Here is a 20164-nt window from a genome sequence, read left to right on the forward strand (position 1 = left end):
TCAGCCCTTGATACCGGTCTGTGCGATCCCCTGGACCAGCCAGCGCTGGAGGAAGAGGAACACGAACAACAGGGGCAGGATGGAAATGGCAGTGGCCATGAAGATCGTGTGGAAGACGACCGTCTGGTTGGTCATGTACGAGGAGAGCGCGATCTGGACGGTCCACGAACCCGGGTCCTGGCCGATGACCAGTGGCCACAGGAAGGCGTTCCAGCCGCTGATGAAGGTGATGGTGGCCATGGCCGCGAAGAAGTTCAGCGAGTTCGGCACCACGATACGCCAGTACGCGCCCCAGTAGCCCAGCCCGTCCACCCGCGCCGCCTCCTCCAGCTCCTTCGGGAAGCCGAGGAAGTACTGCCGGAACAGGAAGCAGGTGAAACCACTGAACAGGCCCGGAATGATCAGACCGCGATAGGTGTCCACCCAGCCGAGTGATGAGACCAGTACGAAGCTGGGCACGAAGGTCACCGAGGTCGGGACCATCAGGGTGCCCAGAACGACGTAGAAGATCTTGTTGGCGTGCTTGTACGGGATGCGGGCCAGGGCGTAGCCGGCGAGGGAGCAGACCAGAAGGATGCCGACGGTCATGGAGACGGCGACGACCAGGGAGTTCAGCAGCGACTTCCCGAAGTCCACCTGCGGGTCGTCGAACAATTCGCTGATGTTGCCCCACTGCAGGTGCGTGGGGAAGAACTCCCAGTGCTCACCGGTGATCGCGGCGTCCGTGGAGAGGGCGTTGCGGACCAGGATGTAGAAGGGGATCAGGAAGAGGAAGGCGGCGACTCCGGCGGCGACGTAGAGGCCGGCGGCGCCCATGACACCGCCGCTGCGCCTGCTCCGGCGCGTTCCCTTCGAGGGCGCGGTCTCGCGTATGTCGGGCGTGGTGGCGGTCACTTGGACTCGTCCCCCCTTCCGAAGCCCAGGATCTTCCCCTGGAACAGGGTGACGACGATGATCAGCAGGGTCAGGATGACGGCTCCCGCGCTGCCGGCGCCGTAGTCCTGTTCCGTGCCCAGGGCGGTGTAGTACAGCTCGACCAGCGGCGGCCGGCCCCAGGTCGTCTTGTCCAGCAGGTTGTAGAACTCGTCGAAGGCCTGGTAAGCGGCGATGAGCAGCAAGAGGATCACCGCGGTCGTGGTGGCCCGTAGCTGGGGCAGGGTGATGTACCGGAAGGTCTGCCAGCCCGGCTTGGCGCCGTCGATGGCAGCCGCCTCGTACAGCTCGGTCGGGATGTTCTGCAGAGCCGCCAGGAAAAGGATCATGTAGAAGCCGGACTGCAGCCACAGGCGGGCCGTGACGATGACCAGCCAGTACCAGGGTGGGCTGGGGGAAGCCAGCCAGGCGATGTTGTCCACCCCGAACCAGCCGATGATCGTGTTCATCAGGCCGAAGCGGACGCCACTGAAGATGGACATCTTCCAGATCAGGGACGCGGCGACATAGCTGCACGCGGTCGGCAGGAAGAACACCGACCGGAAGAACGCCCGCATGAACCTGAGCCGGTGCACCAGCATGGCGAGGCCCAGCGACATCGCCCAGGTGGTGGGCACGATGAACGCGGCGAACGCGGTGAAGGTGCCGAGGGATCCGACGAACTTGGGGTCCGTCAGCATGTACGTGTAGTTGTCGAAGCCGATGAACTTGTCCGGCGTGACGGTGAAGCGTGCGTCGAAGAAGCTGAGGTAGACGCTCCAGCCGATCGGCACGTAGACGAAGATGATCAGCCCGATGAGGAACGGGGCGGAGAAGAGCCAGAAGTTGAAGGTGCGGCTGCCCCACAGCCCCCGCCGCGGCTTGGCCGGGTGGGCCTTCGCCGGGGCGGGGTTCGCGAGGTCGCGAGTAGTCGTCGTCGACATGGCGTGGTCCGTCCGGCCGCCTATCCGAAGAGCTTCTTGAGCTCGCGGTTGACGGTCTTGTCGCACTGGTCGAGCGCCTTCTCCGGGTCGCCGCTCTTGCGGACGCAGTTGGCGAGGAGGTCCCACGTCGCCTGGATCATCGCCTGGGTCCAGCCGATGTTGTCGAAGTGGCCGAACTCGTTGAAGAGCTTGACGCCCTGCGCCGGCAGGCCCGACTTGAGCTTGGTGGCGGACGCGGCGATCGAGGTGCGCGGCGGGATGTGGAAGCCGTACGAAGTGGCCCAGTCCTCCTGGTACTTCTTCTGGCCGATCCACAGCCACTTCACGTATTCCTTGGCGGCGTCGACGTTCTTGCCCTTGGCGTTGACGAACATCGACCAGCCGCCGTTGTAGACGGAGGGCTTGCCGGAGTCGATGGTCTTCGGGAAGGGGAAGATCCCGATGTCGTCGCCGAGCGCCTTCTGGAACTGCGGCATCGCCCACATGCCGCAGAACTGGATGGCACACAGGCCCTGGGTGAGCGAGGACGGGTCCCAGAAGTCGGTCGGGGCACCGAGGAGGAGGTGGCCGCTGGTGAAGAGCTTGCGCATCTTCTTCAGACCCTCGACGACGCCGGGGGTGTGGTAGGCGATCTGGTTCTTGTCGTCGAGCGTGTCGGCGCCCGCGGACCAGATCAGCGGGTTGATGATCGCGTGGAGGTCGTTGCCGAGGTACAGGCCCTTGACCTTGCCGGTGGTGAGCTTGGCGGCGGCCTCGATCAGCTCGTCGAGGGTCTCCGGGACCTTCACCCCGGCCTTCTTGAAGAGCGAGGGCCGGTAGAAGAAGAACTGCGGGTCGTCGATCATCCGGACGCCGTATATCTTCCCGTCGACCGTGTGCGACTTGATGTCGGCCGCGTTGAAGTCGTCCTTGACCGGGTTGACGATGTCGGACAGGTCTGCCACCTGCCCGCTCTTGACCATCTGGATCTGCGGGTGGAACTCGAACAGGTCGGGCGCGTTGTCGGTGAGCAGGGTGGCGAAGAGCTTGCTCTCGTAGTCGGCGCTGGTGATCCACTGCGTGGCCACGTTGGCGCCCTTGTACGCGGCGGCGTACCGCTTGACCGCCTGCTCCGTCCCCGCCTCACCGTAGGCGTGGAACATCTGGGTGAGGTGCTTGCCCGATCCGCCGCTCCCGCCGCGGCCGTTGTTGCTGCCGCACGCGGCAAGGCTGCCGGCGGCGGCCAGGCCCGCTGCGGCCTTGAAGATCGATCGGCGGTCCCAGTTACTGCTGCTCATTGCCGACATGCTGACGTCCTTGTCTTGTCGCGTGGTGCTGCGGCTCTTTGCTTCAGCGCCCGATGGCTGGAATTGCTGTGCCTGCGGTGCGGGACGTTAACCTTCGGCTAAGGCTTCGGCAAGGGGTTGGACGAAGTCTGCTCGAAGCGTTGTGTACCGTTCGGCATGACGAACAAGGTGAAACGGCAAAGGCGTTGAGGGCCGCCGGGTCAGGGAAGTGGCCGACGGCCCTCGGTCACGGGGGAGGGGCGTCTACTGCCGGGTCCACACCTCGTTGCTGCCACCGTTGCAGCTGTAGAGGATCACCTTGCCGCCGTCGGCGGTCGACTGCCCGCTGACGTCCAGGCACTTGCCCGACGCCTCGCTGAGGATCTGCCCGTTGGCGTTGAGCAGCCAGCGCTGGCTCGCGTCACCGGTGTAGGCGGCCGATGTCGTCAGACCCCCGCTCCCGGCCGTGAGGTACCCGTTGGGGCCCTTCAGGGCGCCCCTGGCGTCGTACGACCAGGACTGCCCGGCCTCACCCGTGCAGGTGCTGATGGTGGCCCCGGAGGCGTCCGCGTTAAGGCACTTGCCCGACTGCTTTCCCTGCCAGGCGCCGGTCAGGTCCGAACTGCCCTGCCCCTTCTGGTCGAAGACGTACGTCGTCACCGACCGTGCGGCGAGCGTGGCCGACACCGTGCCGCCGCTGACGGACGGCTTGGCGACGTCCGCCCAGTTCTCGGTGGCCGACGTACGGACGGCCTCCCTGGTCCGCTTCGGGGCCTTGCCGTTGAAGTGCAGGTTCAGGGCTGTGTCGGTGGTGTTGTGGTTGTTGACCACGACCACCCACTTGCCGTCGCGGTCGTACGAGGACACCTCGACCCCGGCCGGCGCCCCGGTCACGTCGTGCGCCACCGACCCCGGTGTCACGAACTTGCTGTACTGGCCCAGCGCGTAGTAGCGCTTGGTGAAGTACAGGCTCTGGTTGCCGTTCGTCGCGTAGTCGGGGTCGTAATAGATCAGGCCGTCGTTCCAGCCCTGGTCGTTCCTGGTGTTCGGATCGGTGCCGTACCCGCTCGCGAGCGCCACCCACCACTGGAACGCCGAGTCGTGGGAGCTCGCGAAGTCCTTGTAGATGATCCGGGACATCAGCAGGGCGTTGTCGATGGTCGGGTCGTACTCCTGGTTCCAGCCGGTCGAGCCCTTGCCGAAGCAGCAGATCTCGGTGGCCCAGGACTTCTTGCCGACCGTCTTCGCCGTCTCGTAGACGTTGCCGAGCTGGCCGTCGTCGGGGTTGTTGTACGTGTGGTGGGCCAGCGCGGACACGTACTGCGCGGTGTCCGGCTGCGACATCCACTGCGGGAGCTCGGAGGTGAACTGCGTCGTCTTGCTGGACTCGTCCGCGATGATGCCGGTCTTCTGGTGCCGTGCCCTCTGCTCGGCACCCAGCGCGCGCACGATGTCGTCACGCTGGTCCACCGGTACGGGCATGCCTTCCTGGCCGCAGTCCGCGAAGCTGTTGTCCGGCTCGTTGAAGGGGCTGATGTAGTCCAGCCGCACACCCTTGCCGGCGAAGTGGTCGGTGACGTCGGCTATGTACTTGGCGAAGTCCGCCTCGTTCTCCGGCTTCAACTGCCCGCCGCAGCTCTGCCCGTTGGTCGTCCACCGGGCGGGCGCGCTGTTGACGAACCCGATCAGGTCCTTGACGCCGTACTCCGCGGCGTACTGGAGGAACGTGCGGCCACCGTCGTCCTTGCTCCAGTCGTAGCCGCCGTCGGGCCTCAGGAAGTCCTCGGCGGCCCGGGCCGGGGTGGTGACGGCGACACCGCCACCGCCGATGTTGTAGCGGTACGAGCTCAAGGACAGGCCCTTGGCGGAGAACAGCAGCTTCGCGACCCGGGCCTGGACCTTGGGCGAGAAGTGCCGCAGGTCGTTGACCCACCAGGCGCCGGAGACACCGATGTCGTCGATGGTCTGGGCGGCGTGGGGGGAGACCTCGGCCGCCGTGGGGGTGGCGGCCGAGGAGGCGGGAGCGGACACCAGGGGTCCGGTGACGGCGAGTGCGGCCGCGGCCGTCAGGAGGAGCGGTCTCCTCGAGCGGGTGGATTTGGTGCGGGGGTGAGGCACGTGCATCCTTCCGTCGTCATGAAGGTGTGGCGGTACGGCTCCTTGCGGTGCGCTTTGCGCTGGTCCTCTGCCCGACGGACTGCAGCGCGCCCTCCAGCGCGAACGTCGCCGCGCCCAGGCACACCGGATCGGTGGGGATCGGGGAGAGGACGATCTCGGTGGCGGCCAGCGGCCGCCTGAGCGCGTGCCGGGCGACGGCCTCGCGCACTTCGTCGAGCAGCGGCTCGCCGAGCCGGGCGGCGACCCAGCTGCTGAGCACGACCACTTCGGGATTGAGCAGGTTGACCAGGTCGGCGATACCGGCACCGAGATAGCGGGCGGTGTCCCGGACGACCTTGACGGCCACCGGGTCGTGCGCGGCGACCCCCCGGGCCAGGGCGTCGACGGTGGCCGTCTGGTCCTCGGGGTGCAGCAGCGTGCTCTGCGGGCTGAGCTCGCGCAGGTTCTGCATGATGCCGGGCGCGCCCACGTACGTCTCCACACAGCCGTGGTTGCCGCAGTGGCACAGCCGCCCGTCCAGCACGAGCGTGGTGTGACCCCACTCCCCGGCGCTGTTGCTGACCCCCCGGTGCAGTCCGCCGCCGAGCGCGAGACCGGCGCCGACTCCGGTGCCGAGGTTCACCACCACGGCGTCCCCGCGCCCGCGCGCGGCCCCGAACCACAACTCGGCCACCGCACAGGCGCGCAGCGGATTGTCCAGGTAGAGGGGGTAGGCGATGTGCTCGGAGAGCAGGTCGAGCAGTGGTACGTCGTGCCAGTCCCAGTTGGGCGCGTACTCGGCGATGCCGGTGTCCCGGTCCACCTGCCCCGGCACGCTCACCCCGACCCCGAGCACGCAGGCCGCCTCCACCCCGGCCTGCGCGACCACCGAGCCGACCGCGGCGGCGACATGGCCGACCACCTGCTCGGGGCGGCTCTCGCCGGGGCGCATGTCCTCCTCGGCGCGGGCCAGCACGTTCAGCGCGAGGTCGAACAGCTCCACGTGGACGTACGTCTCCGCGATGTCCACACCGATCAACGCGCCCCCCGACGCGTTGACGGCCACCAGCCCCCGGGGACGGCCTCCCGCCGAGTCCTCGAACCCCACCTCGGTGATCATCCTGAGGTCCAGCAGCTCGCCGACGAGGGTGGCGACCGTGGCCAGGCTCAGCCCGGTGGCGGCCGCCAGCTCCTGGCGGGAGGTGGGAGACTCGGCGATGATCTGGCGCAGCACCTCGTAGCGGTTCGCGGTGCGGATGTCGCGTGATGTGCGCTTCACGAAGGCTGCCCCTCCCATCGCTGCCAGGCCGTGCCGGGCGGCATCGGCACCGGCGCGGCGCAAGGCTATGGGGTGGCCGAGGCTTTCGACAAGGGGTTAGGAAAGGGGCTTTATAAAGTCGCCTCCCCGGTCAGGCGCCCAGCTCCCCGGTCAGCCGCCCAGGGCGTTCCGGACGAAGGCGTTGGTGAACTTGCCGCTCGGGTCGAGGGAGCGCGCGAGCGCCAGGAAGTCGCCGAGACGTGTATACCGCCGACGGAGATCGTCCTCGGACATGGCATACACCTTCCCCCAGTGCGGCCGCGGATCGAAGCCGGCCAGCGCCTCCTCCAGCCGCCGCACCACGGGCAGCACCGCCGCCGCGTCCTCGATCCAGGTGAAGTGCACGGCCACCGAGTCCCGCCCGTGGGCCGGGCTCAGCCACTGCCGGTCGGCGGCGACCGTCCGCACCTCACAGGTCTGCAGTACGGGCGCGACCGTATCCCGGATCCCGTCGATCGCATACAGCACATCGAGTGCGGCCGACCGCGGCAGCAGATACTCCGACTGCAGCTCCGCCCCGCTGCTCGGCGTGAACTCCGCGCGGAAGTGCGGCAGCCGCTCGTGCCACGGCCCAGGCACCCCGAACTGTTCGGTGCAGTTCACCGCCGGCATCCCCGGCACCGGATGCAGCGCCTCGGTGGCCGGCGCGGCCCACGGGAAGTCCACCTGCGCCTGGTCGGTGCGCCGCTTCACCCAGACCTGCCGGAAGCCCGCCGCCCGCGCGTCGGTGAACAGGCTCACGCTGTACGCGGCCCCCGCCACCGCCTCGAAGTCCAGCCCCTCCAGCGGCAGCTCGGTGAAGACCCGCTGCTCGACCTCGTAGGCCGGTTCCAGGTCCAGCGTCAGCACGGTGACCACGCCCAGCGCCCCGAGAGAGGTGACCGCGCCGTCGAAGCCGTCCTCGCCGCGCGCGAACCGCACCGTGGAGCCGTCCGCGACGACCAGTTCCACCTCGCGCACCGCCGAGGCCAGCGGCCCGTTGCCGACGCCGGAGCCGTGGGTGCCGGTCGCCACCGAACCGGCCACCGAGATGTGCGGCAGGGACGCCATGTTGGGCAGGGCGAGGCCGTGCGCGTGGACGGCGCGGGCCAGCTCCGCGTACCGGACGCCGCCCGAGACCCGTACCGTACGGGCCGCGGTGTCCACGTCGAGCACCGGCGGCAGGCCGGCGATCGACAGCAGGATCCCGTCGGCGCCCGGGTCGGCGATCGTGTTGAAGGAGTGCCCGCTGCCCAGTACCCGCGCCTTCGCGCTGCCCGCGACCAGGGCCGCGAGCTCGGCCGGCGTATGCGGGCGGTGGAACTCCTTGGCCGTGTAGGTGATGTTGCGCGCCCAGTTGGTGACCGACTGAGTCATCCCTCTGCCCCTCCCGGTGAATGCGTATTCATTGACCCTCTCATTCGCCGCCGCCTACCGTAGAGACCGGTTGCTCTCCATGCGTCACCGAGCCGGAAGGCCACTTCCTTGCCCGAGCGTCCACAGGCATTGTTCGCCATGACGGACCAGAACGTGCCGCACATCTTCCCGCCGGAGGTGCTGGCGCGGCTGCGCGAGTGCGTAGAAATCGATCCCACTCTGGTGGCGCAGGACTTCACCGATCCACGGATCCGTCAGGCGCTGGCCCGCACCGAGGTGCTCATCACCGGCTGGGGCTGCCCCCGGCTGGACGCGGCCGTCCTGGACGCGGCCCCGAGGCTCCGCGCGGTGCTGCACGCGGCCGGCTCGGTCAAGGGCTTCACCACACCGGAGGTCTGGCAGCGGGGCATCGCGGTCTCCTCGGCCGCCGACGCCAACGCGCTGCCCGTCGCCGAGTACACCCTCGCCATGATCCTGCTCGCGGGGAAGGACGTCTTCGGCTACCGCGACCAGCTCCGCACCCGCCGTGAGTTCCCCTACGGCGACATCCTCCCCGGCATCGGCAACTACGGCCGCCGCGTCGGCATCGTGGGCGCCTCGCGCATCGGCCGCCGGCTGATCGAGCTGCTGCGCCCCCACGACCTCCGGGTGAGCCTGTCCGACCCCTACGTCGACGAGGCGGAGGCCGCACGGCTCGGCGTCCCCCTCGTCCCGCTGCACGAGTTGCTGCGCACCTCGGACATCGTCACCGTGCACGCCCCGCAGACCCCGGAGACCCGGCATCTGCTCGGCGCCCGCGAGCTCGCCCTGATGCCCACCGGTGCGGTTCTGATCAACACCGCCCGGGGCGCGCTCGTCGACCACGACGCCCTGCTCACGGAGCTGCGGGCCGGACGGCTGAGCGCCGTCCTCGACGTCACCGACCCCGAGCCGCTGCCCGCCGACTCACCGCTGTTCGACCTGCCCAACGCCTTCATCACGCCCCATCTCGCCGGTTCCCAGGGCAACGAGGTGGCCCGCCTCGGGCAGACGGTCGTGGACGAGGCCGCACGGCTGGTGAGCGGGGGCGAGCTGGTCCACGCGATCGACCACACCGTGCTGGAGCGGGCGGCGTGACGACGGCGAAGCGGACGCAGGCGGCGGCCGGGGACGCCTCGACCGTGCGGGACGTCGCCGCGCGCGCCGGGGTCTCCGCGTCGACCGTCTCCCGCGTCCTCGGCGGCACCTACCCGGTGGCCGAGGCCACCCGCGCCAGGGTCCTCAAGGCCATGCGCGAACTGGACTACGTGGTCAACGCGCACGCCCGTGCCCTGGGCGGCGCCACCAACAAGACGGTCGCCTTCGTCGTCGACGACGTCACCGGCCCCTTCTACGCCCACATCGCCCGCGGGGTCGAGGAACAGGCCTCCGCGGAGGGCCGGCTGTGCATGCTGTGCACCACGCACGGCGACCCGCGCCGCATCCTCGCCGTCGTCGAGACCATGCGCGAGCAGCGGGCCGACGCGGTGATCGTGGTCGGCGGCGCCTGGGAGGACAAGGCCTACCAGGACCGCATGACCCACTTCGCGCACGCCCTGGACCGGGCGGGTTCGCGGCTGGTCCTGGTCGGCCGCCCGCCGCTCGGACCGGGCGTGCCCGCCACGGTCGTGGACTACGACAACGAGGGCGGCGCCTTCGCCCTGACCACCCATCTGCTCTCGGCCGGCCACCGGCGCATCGCCTACCTCGGCCGGGTCCCCGGCCTGTCGACCAGCGGCCAGCGCATCCGCGGCTTCACCCGGGCCCACGAACTCCTCGGTCTCGCCCCGGACCCCGCCCTGATCGTCGACGGCACCTTCTCCCGCTCGTACGGCTACCGGGCCACCCAGGAACTCCTCGCCTCCGGCAGCCGGTTCACCGCGGTCTTCGCCGCCACCGACATGATCGCCACCGGGGTGGTCCAGGCCCTGCGCGAGGCGGGCCGCCGCATCCCCGAGGACATCGCGGTCGCCGGGTACGACGACATCCCGGTCGCCCGCGACGTGTACCCCGCCCTCACCACCGTCCACGTGCCCCAGGAGGAGCTGGGCCGCGCCGCGGTCCGCCTGGCCCTGCACCGCGACGAGCTGCCCGACGGCCAGCACCTGGTGCTGGGCACGCACGTGGTGCTGCGGGACTCGACCCGGCGGGCCGGTACCGGCTGACCGCCACGCCCATGGGGGACCCGCCCGGACAGCCGTACAGGCAGGGGCATACCGTGAGGAGTCGAACGCGTACGCCGGGAGGAGATACGGATGGGCAGCCGCACCGCGCTGGTCGAGGATCTGATGGAGCGGTTCCCGCACGTGCCGCGGGAAGCCGTCTTCAAGGAGGACCTGCTCCGGGGCGGGGTCGCCTTCGACGCGTCCGCGCTGTCGGACAACGAGAGCGGCGAGGTCAAACCGAAGTCGTATTTCATCTTCTCCTTCGACCACGGCACCCTGCCCGAGCTCGGCGAGGCCGCGCTCAGGCGGCCCCCGGAGGAGATCATCCTCACCGGAGGCCCGTACGACCTGCGCCGCACCGTCGTCTCCGTACGCGTCAACCCGGCATCCCCCTACCGGGTCGCCGCCGACGACGAGGGGATGCTCGGGCTGTACCTGGACGGCAAGCGGATCGCGGACGTCGGCGTGCCGCCGATGCCGGAGTACTACCGGCACACCCTGTCCAACGGGAAGTCCGTGATGGAGGTCGCCCCGACCATCCAGTGGGGCTATCTGATCTACCTCACCGTCTTCCGGGTCTGCCAGTACTTCGGCGCCAAGGAGGAGTGCCAGTACTGCGACATCAACCACAACTGGCGCCAGCACAAGGCAGCCGGTCGACCGTATACAGGAGTCAAGGACGTCGAGGAGGTCCTCGAGGCCCTGGAGATCATCGACCGCTACGACACCCAGAAGGCGTCCACCGCCTACACCCTCACCGGCGGAGCGATCACCAAGACGGTCGCCGGGCGCGACGAGGCCGACTTCTACGGCCACTACGCCAAGGCCATCGAGGAGCGTTTCCCGGGCCGCTGGATCGGCAAGGTCGTGGCCCAGGCGCTGCCGCGCGACGACGTGCAGCGGTTCAAGGACTACGGCGTGCAGATCTACCACCCGAACTACGAGGTGTGGGACCGCCGTCTGTTCGAGCTGTACTGCCCGGGCAAGGAGCGCTACGTCGGCCGCGACGAGTGGCACAAGCGGATCCTGGACTCGGCAGAGGTGTTCGGCGCGCGCAACGTCATCCCCAACTTCGTCGCGGGCGTGGAGATGGCCGAGCCGTTCGGCTTCACCACCGTCGACGAGGCGATCGCGTCGACGACCGAGGGCCTGCGCTTCTTCATGTCGCACGGCATCACGCCCCGCTTCACCACCTGGTGCCCGGAGCCCACCACCCCGCTCGGCAAGGCCAACCCGCAGGGCGCCCCGCTGGAGTACCACATCCGGCTGCTGCAGGCCTACCGGCAGACGATGGACGACTTCGGCCTGTCCTCCCCGCCCGGTTACGGCCCGCCCGGCCCCGGCCGCGCCGTGTTCTCCGTCAGCTCCTTCATGGACAGTCTCCCGGCGCAGCAACCGGTGGAGGCGTAGAACTCCCTTGACGGACGGTTGAGTCGAAACGCTGTCGCGTCCGTACAGGACCCCGGAGATGTGGGTCACGGCGGACTCGGCGGCGTTCCGGCGACCGGACCGCGATCCACGACCCCGCGCCCGTACCGGTTGTCGGTGTCCGTATCATCGGCTGACACCCGGGGGCGGGGTCGTGGAGCGTTCCGGCGACCGGGTACGGCGGTTGACGAACCGGCTGACCGCTGGTGACGGAGCGTAGGGAAAACCTGTCGCGATGTCATCGGCAACCGGTTTTGAATATGCCGCTTGTCAGTTGTGTCGAGGACGTGAAAAGCTCGGGCCCTGCTGTGAGGTTCCCCCAACTCCGTTGAACACATGGTGAGTTGACCTCGCTCGTGGATGCAGGAGACCCATGCCCGACCTGCCGAAGCCTCAGGATGCCGCCGAGGCCGCGCTGTTCTCCGAGTACTGGGACGCGGTGCTCTCCTATGCCGATCTGTGCACCTCCGGCGCCGCCTCGGCCAACCAGTTGGCCACCGATGCCTTCGCGCTCGGCATACAGCAGGCCCGGGCCGCCGAGGCGGCAACCGGGCGCGGTGCCGGTCGCAGGTCGGCCCGGCTGCCCATGATCCCCCTGCTGCTCACCGCCGTACGCACCACGGCGGCGGCCTGGGAGGCCGGCGGCCTCGGCCACCGGCTCGACCCCGACCTCAGGTTGTGGCTCAACTCCGACAAGGCGGCCCGCTACACCGGACCGCCCCTGATGCGCCCGGTCGCCCTGCGCGGTCTCAAGGACATGCAGGAGTCGGACGCCTCGCTGCTGTGGCTGGCCGAGGTGGAGGCGATGCCGCTGCCCGACGTCGCCCGCCGCCTGGGCCTCGACCCGGCCGCCGCGGCCCTCGAACTGGACCACGTCCGTGCCCTGTTCCGGAACCGCTGCCACCGCGCCCACGTCGACTCGCCGATGGACACGCAGTGCCGCAGCTACGCGCGTCTCCTCGACGCGGTCACCCGCTCACCCGCCGCCGAGACACCGGGCGACCTCTCCCGGCACCTCGCCACCTGCGTCCAGTGCGCGGAGGCCGCCGCCTGCCTGCGGCTGCACGGCGGCGGCGCGCCCGCGGCGCTGGCCGGCGGTGTGATCGGCTGGGGCGGCCTCGCCTATCTGGAGCGCAGGCGTCGCGCGGTGGAGGTGCGCCAAGGGACGGACCGCCCCAAGAAGAAGGCCTCGGAGACCGGGGAGCCCACGGACGGCACCGAGCGCAGCCGGGTGGTGCGCCACGGCCTGCTCGGCGCCGCGGTGCTGCTGTCGCTGCTGGCGCTCGGCGCGTCGATGATGCCGTTCGGCTCCTCCGACGACACCGGCGCGGCCGCCCACGACGACCGCCAGCCGGTCGCCGACCCCAGCCCCTCCCTGCCGACCGCCGGCCCGCTGCCCTCGGCCTCCGCATCCCGCTCCGCCGCCCCCACCACGCGCGGCCCGGCCACCAAGTCCGATCCCGCGGACTCCGACCCGGAACCGCAGGGCACCTCCTCCTCCACCGCCCACGCCAGTCCCGGCCCGCACCCCTCCGGCTCCGACTCCGCTGCCGCGCCCGTCTGCCGGGTCCAGTACGACCTCGTCAACCAGTGGCCCGGCGGTTTCCAGGCCACCGTCACCGTCACCACCAGTGAGGCCCTGTCCGGCTGGCGCGTCGCGTGGTCCTTCCACAACGGCCAGACGGTCGGTCAGATGTGGGACGCGAGCCTCGATCAGCACGGCTCCCGCGTCACCGCCGAGGCCGCCGACTACAACAAGTCCGTCGCCGCGGACGGCAGCCTGTCCTTCGGTTTCCTCGGCTCCTGGCACGGCAAGAACGCCGAGCCGTACGACTTCACGCTCAACGGCAGCAGCTGCGCGCAGTGACGTGCTCGGGCGGACCCCGCCGGCCCCGGACCGTCAGGTCGCGGTGACGACCAGTATGGCCTGGTCGTCGACGGTGGCGTTGCCCGCGAACGCGGTGACCGCGGCGGTGACGGACTCGATGAGGGCGGCGGCGGTGGGTCGACCGGCCCGGACGGCGGCAAGCGCACCGGTCAGGCGGTCCTCGTCGAAGAACTCGCCGTCGGCCGAACGTGCCTCGGTGAGGCCGTCGGTGACCAGGACCAGGCTGTCACCCGGGTGCAGTTCGACGTCGCACGTACGGAAGCCGGGGTCGGGACCGATGCCCAGCAGCCGGCCCGGTTCGGCGAACTCCACGACCGTGCCGTCGGCGCGGCGCACGAGCGGCGGGACGTGGCCCGCGCGGATCAGGCGTAGCGCGAGGTGGGAGGCGGTGTGCCGCAACTCGCCGTAGACCAGCGTGACGAACTGGTCCTCATCGGTGGTGCTCCGGGCCAAAGCGTCGTTGATGGCGGCGACCACGGCCACCGGGTCGTTCAGGAGACGAGCGGCGGCGCGTGCGGTGTGGCGGACGATCCCGGTGGTCGTGGCGGCCAGCGCGCCGCGCCCGGACACATCGCCGATCATGAGCGCCCACCGGTCGCCGGGCAGCGGGAAGACGTCGTAGAAGTCGCCGCCGACATCGAGCCCTTCCCCCGCCGGATGGTACGAGGCCGCCAGGTCGGCCCCGGGAATCCCGGGCAGCTCCGGAGGCAGCAGCCCTGCCTGCAGATCGCGTGCCAGCCGGACGCGGTCGGTGAACTGGTGGGCGTTGTCGGCGCTCGACGCGGTCCGGCGGGCGAGCTCCTGCGCCAGGGCGATCGTGCGACGGTCCAGGGGCGGCCCGGTGGCCAGGAGAGTCAGCACTCCGAAGGCGCGGCCCCGGGTGGCCAGAGGCACGCACACGTAACCCGTGACGCCGAGCTGCGAGCAGCGGTCCCCGGTACGCACGGTCTCGGTGGCGCCCGAGGCCAGCACGCGGGCGACCGCGGCGTCCACCTCGGCACGCAGCGCGGCGGACGCAAGGAGCTCCTCCCCGTCCCGGTTCGTCGTGGCGACGGCGATGCGCTGCGGCTGGGCGCGTTCGACCACATGGACGCAGCACAGCGGCGCCAGAGCCGGAACGGTCAGCCGCGCCATACGCTGCAGACTGTCGGAATAGTGCGTCTCGCTCGCGATGGCGGTGCTGGCCTCCAGCAGGAAGGCCAGATCCTCCCGGGCTTCCCTCTCGCGCTCCTGGGCGGCCCGGCTCGCCTCCATCGCGCAGTGGCGTTCGACGGCCAGTGCGGCGATGCGGGCGAACGCCGCGCTGAGCGCCACGTCCTTGTCCGCGGGCACCATGGGGGTGCGGTGGTACATCGCGAAGGTGCCCAGCAGCCGGCCGTCCGCGCCCTGGATCGGAGTGGACCAGCACGCCGCGACCCCGGCCCGTGACGCCAGTTCGCGGTAGTCCCGCCACAGCGGATCGGTGGCGATGTCGGTGACGATCACCGGTCGGCGCCGGTGGGCGGCCGTGCCGCAGGATCCGGCGCCCTCGGCGATGGGTGTCCCGTCGATCGCCTCGTTGTAGAAGTCGGGCAGGCGTGGGGCGGTGCCGTGCCGCAGACGCTGTCCGTCCGGGTCGACGAGCAGTACCGAGGCGATCAGGTCCGGGGAGAGCGCCTCGATCGCCGTGGCCATGCGGGCAAGGGTCTCGTCCAGCGGGGCGTCGCCCGCGATCTGCTCCAGCAGTACACGTTGCTCGGCGGCCAGGAGACGCGCGTGGTGGGACGCGGTGGTCTCGACCGCGATCACCACCACCCCGTCCGTGCGGCCCATCGCGTCCCGGCGGGGCTCGTAGGTGGAGTCGAAGAACCCTTCCCGCTGCCGGCCCGGCCCGCCCAGCAGCAGCCGTCCGTCCCGGGTCCGGTACGGGACACCGGTGCGGTAGACCTCGTCGAGCCGGTCGATGACGCCCTGCGCGGCGAGTTCCGGAGCCACCTGCGCGATCGGCTCGCCGACGCGGTCGCGGTCGCAGCCGACGGTCTCGAAGAACGCCGGGTTCGCCGCCTCCAGCAGATGCGCGGGGCCACGGAGAGCAGCGAAGATCACCGGGGCCTGGTCGAAGAGGTCCGCGTACTCCTCGCTCCCCGGGTTGATGGTGAGCGAGTCGGTGGCGGAACTGCGGGGTTCGAAACATGAGGACATGACAGGCACCCTCTCCTGTCCCACTCGTCCACTTTGACACATATTCGGGCTGTTTCGACCCGCCGGATGCGTCCCGGCTGGGGAGCGGGCGGTCGGGGGGAGCGGGCGGCGTCCCGTCGCCGGGAACGCGATCGTCGTCCGAGGGGCGTCGCTACGACGGCGGTCTCCTCTCCGGCTGGGTCGCCTTCAGATCGGCGAGCAGCTCCGCCTGCCCGGCCAGCACGCCCGACAGGATCGAGCGCGCCACCCGCAGCAGCTCCGCCACCTCCGGGCTGGCCAGCGAGTAGTACACGTTCGACCCCTCCTTCCGGGTCCGCACCAGGTTCGCCCGCCGCAGCACGGCCAGCTGCTGGGACAGGTGCGCCGGCTCGATGCCCACCTCGGGCAGCATCTCCGCCACCGCGTGCTCGCGCTCGCTCAGCAGTTCCAGGACGCGGATGCGGGCAGGGTGGCCGAGGGTTTTGAAGAACTCGGCCTTCAGCCGGTACAGCGGCGTACTCACCGTGCCGTCCCCTCCCCGGCACAGCGGCACGGCCCCACCGGCCGGGCCGCGGCCTCTCGCATGCGCCCACTCATCGACAACATGTGCCCCATCCTCGCGTGCCGCACCGACCACGCCGAATCCACACCTGCGCGGCGTGTGCCAGGCGCCGGGCGGCGTCGGCCGTCCCGTTCAGAGGGGGAGAGTGATCCAGATGCCTTTGCCGCCGCCGTCGGCGTCGCCGCGGACCACCGCTGTGCCGCCCCGGGCGAGAGTGAGTTCCATGACGGCGGCCAGGCCGCCTTTCCCGGTGCCGGTGACCGCCCCGTACAGCAGCGGCTGGTAGGGGTGGCGGTCATGGACGCCGAGGACCAGGCAGTCCGGGCCGGCCGCGTAGATCACGGTCACCGTGGGGGAGAGGGCGGCGGCGTGCCGGACGCTGTTGGTGATCAGCTCGGCGAGAATCAGCAGGGCCGGGTCCACCACCGGGTGACGCGGCCCGACGCCCCACTCGGTCCAGGCCTGCTCGGCCGTCTCGCGGGCGATGCGTACGGCGGCGGGTTCGGCGGGCAGCGTGAGCACGTGCCGGTAGGGCAGGGCGCCGAGCCGTGCGGACATCACGTCTGCGGTCCGGCGACGCGGAAACCGGCGATGTCATGCCGGGTGCGCCGGTGGTGGGCGACCCCGACTCCCCGCGGCCACCGGGCTTGCGGAGCGGGGGGCTCGAGTACGGGCAGGGAGTCGGGGGGACTGCTCATCGCAGGGCTTCCTCGCTGGAGGTCGGGGGTTTCCGTGCGGGGAGGGCGCTCAGGAGTCCGGTCGCCTCCAGGTGATCGCGGGCGGCGCAGATCGCCTCGGGTGTGGTGGCGTACTCCCCGCCCTCGTGGCGCAGCAGCTCCAGGGCGCCGACGGATTCCAGCACCTGGCGCTGGCCGGGGCGTATCCCGGAGGCGATGACGACGATGCCGCGGCGCCGCAGCTTCTCCACCGCGTCCTTCAGCATGAGAGCGCCGGTGGCGTCCATCATCGACACACGCGACATCCGCAGGACGACGACGCGTACGTCGGCGACGCCGGTCAGCTCCAGCAGGAAGCGGTGTGCCGCGGCGAAGAACACCGGTCCGTCGATGCGGTAGGCGACGATGTGCTCGGCGAGCAGCGCCTGTTCCTCGGCGCTGTGGTCCCCGTGGTCGAGGGGGACCTGGTCGAAGCGGGCCTGCTTGGCGACGGCGCGCAGGGCGAGGGCGCCCGCGACGAGGAGGCCGATGATCACGGCGTACACGAGATCCAGGGCCAGCGTCGCCATGGCGGTGAGGCCGAGGATGAGGGTGTCGGAGCGGGTGGCTTTCATCATGGCCCTCAGCGAGCCGACCTCGACCATGCGGATCGCGGTGGCCAGCAGAACGCCGGCGAGGGCGGCCAGCGGGATCTTCGAGACGAGGGGTGCCGCCGCGAAGACGATGACGGCGAGGACGGCGGCGTGGGTGAGGGCGGCGAGCCGGGAACCGGCGCCGGTGCGGACGTTGACCGCGGTACGGGCGATCGCGCCGGTGGCCGGCACCCCTCCGAACAGCGGCGCGGCGATGTTTGCGAGGCCCTGGCCGAACAGCTCGCGGTCGGGGTCGTGCCTCCGCCCGACCGTCATGCCGTCGGCGACCGAGGCGGACAGCAGGGACTCCAGCGCGGCCAGCGCCGCGACCGCCACGGCGGGGGCGAGGAGGGTGTCGAGCGCACCAGGGTCGAGGAAGGACAGCGACGGCGCGGGCAGTCCCGCCGGCAGGTCGCCGATCGGCTTCGCCGCGTCCAGGTGGGCGGACCGGGCGACGATCGTCGCCGCGATCACGGCGACGATCGAGGACGGCACGGTCGGCCGCCACCGGGCGCACAGCAGCATGACCGCGGCCACTGCCACCGCGAAGCCGACCGCCGTCCAGTTCGGGTGCTTCGTGAACTCCTCGACGGCGCGCCAGGTCACCACCAGCACGCGGTCGCCGTCGGGCTTGGGGACGCCGAGCGCGTTCGGGATCTGTTGCAGGCCGATCACGCAGGCGATGCCGAGGGTGAAGCCCTCGACCACGGGGGCGGGCAGGTACCGCATGTACTTGCCGGCCCGCAATGCGGCCAGACCGACGAGCATGACGCCCGCCATCAGTCCGACGGTGAGCACGCCGGTGGGCCCGTACCGGCCGACGATCGGGACCAGGACGACCGTCATGGCGCCGGTCGGGCCGGAAACCTGCAGGTCGGATCCGCCGAACACCGCTGCGAGCGCACCGGCGACCACCGCGGTGGCCAGTCCCGCCTCGGCCCCGAGTCCGGAGGAGACGCCGAAGCCGAGCGCGAGCGGCAGAGCGACGACCGCGACGGTGAGGCCGGCGAGGAGGTCCCGGCGAGGGGCGCACCGGACCGCGGCGAGGTCGGCGCGACCGGGCAGCAGCGACGCGATCCGGGCCCACACCCGGTCGGACGGCGTGGTCATCGCGTGAGGGCCTCGGTTTTCCGTAGTCCGCACGGCGGCTCGATCCCCTTGGCCTGGTACAGCGACACGGACACGCTCCCTCGTCCTCTTCTGCGAGCCCCGTTCGGGCAGGCGCGAAAGGCTGTGGCCGCGGCCGGCTGCAGACACAACCAGCAAAGCATCTAGGCAATTGCTAAATTTTGCAATTCCTCAGGCGGTTCCACCGCACCCGGGCTCTCAGGGCCTCCCGCTTCGTCGTGCCCCCGTGCGGGAGCGGGCAGGCCCTTTCGGCGATCGTGACCTGCGCTCGGCCGCCGCTCTCACACGCGGCTCGGAGTCTGCTCCGCCTCGGGCTGCCCGAGCCGGTGTGCCGCCGTCCACCGAGTGAGCATCACCAGCGCCGTGCCCAGCGCCAGGCCCGTCGCCGGCAGCACGGGGAACCGGCCGTCGGGCGCGAAGCCGCGCACGGCGAAGCGGCCCAGAGCGGTGACGTTCATGGCGAGGCCGAGCCACAGCGGCCAGGCACGGCGCAGGCCGGCATCCGGACTGGTCCGCTCGTACAGCACCGCCAGCCCGCGTTCCAACGGTCTCAAGCCGGACACGACACCGGCCAGCACGACACCGAGTACCAGCAGCCACGGCGCCCGCAGTCCCCACCACGCCGCGGAACCGAGCGTCGGCTCGGGGGCGAGGCCGGTCAGGTAGAAGGCGGCGGCGACCGCCAGCACGGGCAGCATGTGCCACAGGTACAGCGTCATGCTGGCCGCGCCCGCGGGGCGCACCAGGCGCCACACCCGCTCGTGGTCCAGCAGCCGCCGCACCGCAGGAGCCACGAGGAGGCACAGGCCGACCTGGGCCACCACCCACGCCAGCATCGCCGCCGACGGCGGGTTGGTGTTGCTGGGGGTCTGCCCGGTCACCAGGATCAGGCTGACCGGGAACGGCCCGAGGGCGACGAGCGCGGCGAAGGCCACCGCGCCGCCCGCCGCCATGGTGAGCGGCACGAGCCGACGCCCGGTCAGCAGGCCGTCGCGCCAGCAGAACCCCAGCTGATACGCGACACCCCACACGAGTACGTAGTCGAGCAGCCCGACATACGGAGCGTGCGCCGTCACCACGAGCGCGTCGACCCCCAGGGCGACACCCCCCGCCGCCGACGGAACGACAAGCCCCCAGCGTCGGTGCGCTGCATGCAGAGCCGGTGTCAGGGCGCTGAGCAGCAGATACACGGGCAGAAACCAGAACTGCATCGCCATCGCCCATCCCACCAGCTGGAGCGTGTCCGCGTCCACACCGGCCACCGAACAGACACCGACGGCGAGCAGCACCAAGCCGCTGTAGACACCCGTCGGAAGCAGCAGCCGCAGCGCTCGCCGCCCCAGCCACCCGGAGGCGGTGGCTCCCGCAGCCCGGGCACGCGACCAGGAACCGCTCGCGGCATGGCCCCCGGCCAGGAAGAACAGCGGCATGATCTGGAAGGCGAGGGTCAGCCACTGGGTCCAGGGAACGGCCGCCAGTAGCTCCGGCGCGGTGATCTGCCCACCGGGCTCACGGACCAGGGCGGTGATCAGCCAGTGGCCGAGCACCACCAGCACGATCGCCCATGCGCGCAGGAAGTCGACGTAACGGTCTCTGCTCATGGGCCGTCATGCT

General features: G+C 70.7%; 16 protein-coding genes. 4 read left to right on the forward strand and 12 right to left on the reverse strand.

The features are described 5' to 3' along the window. The 6 genes from ACFY0F_RS19600 to ACFY0F_RS19625 all read right to left on the reverse strand — a co-directional run bounded on the left by ACFY0F_RS19600 (position 1) and on the right by ACFY0F_RS19625 (position 7892). Positions 1–873: a carbohydrate ABC transporter permease gene (locus ACFY0F_RS19600; protein ID WP_388796208.1), complete on the reverse strand. Its 873-nt coding sequence runs from the start codon at positions 871–873 to the stop codon at positions 1–3. Between the two features lie 17 nt (positions 874–890). Beyond that, entirely contained in the window at positions 891–1856 is a 966-nt protein-coding gene (locus ACFY0F_RS19605; protein ID WP_388795411.1) for a carbohydrate ABC transporter permease, read from the reverse strand. A 20-nt stretch (positions 1857–1876) separates the two neighbouring features. Next, positions 1877–3142 (reverse strand): ABC transporter substrate-binding protein, encoded by a 1266-nt coding sequence (locus ACFY0F_RS19610; RefSeq protein WP_388795413.1) that lies wholly within the window; start codon positions 3140–3142, stop codon positions 1877–1879. Positions 3143–3385: 243 nt separating this feature from the next. Further along, positions 3386–5245 (reverse strand): glycoside hydrolase, encoded by a 1860-nt coding sequence (locus ACFY0F_RS19615; RefSeq protein WP_388795416.1) that lies wholly within the window; start codon positions 5243–5245, stop codon positions 3386–3388. 10 nt (positions 5246–5255) lie between these two features. Next, positions 5256–6497 (reverse strand): ROK family transcriptional regulator, encoded by a 1242-nt coding sequence (locus ACFY0F_RS19620; RefSeq protein ID WP_388795419.1) that lies wholly within the window; start codon positions 6495–6497, stop codon positions 5256–5258. Positions 6498–6647: 150 nt separating this feature from the next. Continuing rightward, positions 6648–7892 (reverse strand): FAD-binding protein, encoded by a 1245-nt coding sequence (locus tag ACFY0F_RS19625; protein ID WP_388795422.1) that lies wholly within the window; start codon positions 7890–7892, stop codon positions 6648–6650. Between the two features lie 108 nt (positions 7893–8000). Here ACFY0F_RS19625 and ACFY0F_RS19630 point away from each other — a divergent pair, with 108 nt between their 5' ends. From ACFY0F_RS19630 to ACFY0F_RS19645, 4 genes are all read left to right on the forward strand, one after another. Further along, on the forward strand, positions 8001–9008 hold the full coding sequence (locus ACFY0F_RS19630; protein ID WP_388795424.1) for a hydroxyacid dehydrogenase: 1008 nt from the start codon (positions 8001–8003) through the stop codon (positions 9006–9008). Continuing rightward, on the forward strand, positions 9005–10075 hold the full coding sequence (locus ACFY0F_RS19635; protein ID WP_388795427.1) for a LacI family DNA-binding transcriptional regulator: 1071 nt from the start codon (positions 9005–9007) through the stop codon (positions 10073–10075). Before ACFY0F_RS19630 ends, ACFY0F_RS19635 begins: the two co-directional genes overlap by 4 nt. A 90-nt stretch (positions 10076–10165) precedes the next feature. Next, positions 10166–11485, forward strand: coding sequence for a radical SAM protein (locus tag ACFY0F_RS19640; protein ID WP_388795430.1), 1320 nt, complete (start codon positions 10166–10168; stop codon positions 11483–11485). Between the two features lie 391 nt (positions 11486–11876). Beyond that, the gene (locus tag ACFY0F_RS19645; protein ID WP_388795433.1) at positions 11877–13370 is read left to right on the forward strand and encodes a cellulose-binding domain-containing protein; all 1494 of its coding nucleotides are present in this window, start codon (positions 11877–11879) and stop codon (positions 13368–13370) included. Positions 13371–13403: 33 nt separating this feature from the next. On the opposite strand, the gene ACFY0F_RS19650 is transcribed toward ACFY0F_RS19645, so the two are convergent. The 6 genes from ACFY0F_RS19650 to ACFY0F_RS19675 form a co-directional block, all read right to left on the reverse strand. Then, positions 13404–15572, reverse strand: coding sequence for a SpoIIE family protein phosphatase (locus ACFY0F_RS19650; RefSeq protein ID WP_388795436.1), 2169 nt, complete (start codon positions 15570–15572; stop codon positions 13404–13406). 151 nt (positions 15573–15723) lie between these two features. Next, positions 15724–16074: an ArsR/SmtB family transcription factor gene (locus ACFY0F_RS19655; RefSeq protein ID WP_388795439.1), complete on the reverse strand. Its 351-nt coding sequence runs from the start codon at positions 16072–16074 to the stop codon at positions 15724–15726. A 171-nt stretch (positions 16075–16245) separates the two neighbouring features. After that, positions 16246–16671: an ATP-binding protein gene (locus ACFY0F_RS19660; protein WP_388795442.1), complete on the reverse strand. Its 426-nt coding sequence runs from the start codon at positions 16669–16671 to the stop codon at positions 16246–16248. Further along, the gene (locus ACFY0F_RS19665; protein WP_388795445.1) at positions 16671–16811 is read right to left on the reverse strand and encodes a hypothetical protein; all 141 of its coding nucleotides are present in this window, start codon (positions 16809–16811) and stop codon (positions 16671–16673) included. Before ACFY0F_RS19665 ends, ACFY0F_RS19660 begins: the two co-directional genes overlap by 1 nt. Beyond that, positions 16808–18532, reverse strand: coding sequence for a SulP family inorganic anion transporter (locus tag ACFY0F_RS19670; protein ID WP_388795448.1), 1725 nt, complete (start codon positions 18530–18532; stop codon positions 16808–16810). The genes ACFY0F_RS19665 and ACFY0F_RS19670 overlap by 4 nt, the downstream gene beginning before the upstream one ends. A 299-nt stretch (positions 18533–18831) precedes the next feature. Further along, complete coding sequence (locus tag ACFY0F_RS19675; RefSeq protein WP_388795451.1) at positions 18832–20151, reverse strand: acyltransferase; 1320 nt, start codon at positions 20149–20151, stop codon at positions 18832–18834. Positions 20152–20164: the final 13 nt, after the last annotated feature.

The sequence above is a fragment of the Streptomyces sp. NPDC001544 genome, assembly GCF_042894285.1.
GTDB lineage: Bacteria > Actinomycetota > Actinomycetes > Streptomycetales > Streptomycetaceae > Streptomyces.